Source organism: Azospirillum formosense (genome assembly GCF_013340925.1).
Lineage (GTDB): Bacteria > Pseudomonadota > Alphaproteobacteria > Azospirillales > Azospirillaceae > Azospirillum > Azospirillum formosense.
On record NZ_WHOR01000484.1, the window covers coordinates 1 to 1,611 of the forward strand.

Below are 1,611 nucleotides of genomic sequence, written 5' to 3' on the forward strand. Positions count from 1 at the left end.
TCCTTGGGCGGCGGGCGCTGCACCAGATAGTCGGAGTAGCCGCCGGGATACTCGGCGATCACCCCGTCCCCCTCCACCGCGATGGTGCTTGTGACCAGCCGGTCGAGGAAGTCGCGGTCGTGGCTGACCAGCAGCAGCGTGCCCTGATAGTCGCCGAGCACGTCCTCCAGCAGGTCCAGCGTGTCCATGTCGAGGTCGTTGGTCGGCTCGTCGAGGATCATCATGTTGCTCGGCCGCGCGAACAGCCGGGCGAGCAGCAGCCGGTTGCGCTCACCGCCGGACAGCGCCTTGACCGGGCTGTCGAGCTGGCGCGTGTCGAACAGGAAGTCGCGCATGTAGCCGGCGACGTGGCGCGGCTGGCCATTGACCATCACGCTGTCGCCGCCGAAGGGGCACAGCACCTTGCGGATGGTGTCCTCGGGGTCGAGCCCGTCGCGCCGCTGGTCGAAATAGGCGGTTTCCAGATTGGTGCCCAGCCGGATCGTGCCGCTGTCGGGCTCCATCTGGCCGGTCAGCATCTTCAGCAGGGTGGTCTTGCCGGCGCCGTTCGGCCCGATCAGCCCGACCCGGTCGCCGCGCAGGATGCGGGTGGAGAAGTCGGTGACGACGGTCTTGCGGCCGTCCGCCGTGTCAAAGCCCTTCGCGATGTGCTCGGCCTCGATGACCAAGCGCCCGCCGCGCTCGGCCTCGGCGACGGCGAGCTTGGCCTGCTGGCCGCCCTTGATGCGCTCGGCGCGGTCGGTGCGGAGCTGGAGCAGGGCGCGCACGCGGCCCATGTTGCGGGTGCGCCGGGCCGAGATGCCCTCGCGCAGCCACTTCATCTCGCCTTCGATCTTGCGGTCGAGCTTCTGGGCGGCGATCTCCTCCGATTCGAAGACCTCGGCCTGCCAGGTCTCGAACTCGGCGAAGCCGCGGTCGGTGGCGCGCACCGTGCCGCGGTCCAGCCACAGCGTGCGCTTGGCCAGCCGGTTCAGGAAGCTGCGGTCGTGCGAGATCAGCAGCAGACCGCCGCGGTAGGCCAGCAGCTCCTCCTCCAGCCACTCGATGGTGGGAAGGTCGAGATGGTTGGTCGGCTCGTCGAGCAGCATCACGTCGGGGGCGCCGACCAGCGTGCGGGCCAGCGCCGTGCGCCGCGCCTCGCCGCCCGACAGCGTGTTGGGGTCGAGATGGCCCGGCACCTGGAGCCGGTCCAGCACGGCGTCCACCCGGTGCGTCTCGTCCCGCTCGTCGGCGGGCAGGCCGGCGGCGACGTAGTCGTGGACGGTGGCGCAGCCGGTGAAGTCCGGTTCCTGCGGCAGATAGGCGATGCGGGCGCCCGGCTGGGTGAAGACGGTGCCGCCGTCCGGCTGGATCATGCCGGCCAGCACCTTCATCAGCGTCGATTTGCCGGACCCGTTCCGCCCGACCAGACAGGCCTTGTCGCCCCGTCCGATGGACAGGTCGATGGTTTCGAACAGCGGACGGCCACCGAAGGTGACGGATACGCCCTGGAGCGCGGTGATCGGAGCGGGAGGAGCCATGACCCAACGGTGCGGTGTGCGGAGGTGTGCTTATATAGCGTGCGGTCCGCAGGCCCGCGACACCCGATTGCGCCGGGGCGGGGATGCACGG

The 1,611-nt window shown here is 70.1% G+C and carries 1 protein-coding gene; it reads right to left on the reverse strand.

The window, feature by feature from the left end; genetic code table 11:
* A partial coding sequence (locus GBZ26_RS29265) for an ABC-F family ATP-binding cassette domain-containing protein (RefSeq protein WP_174441783.1) occupies positions 1 to 1,520 on the reverse strand: 1,520 nt, incomplete at its 3' end.
* Between the last annotated feature and the right edge of the window lie 91 nt (positions 1,521 to 1,611).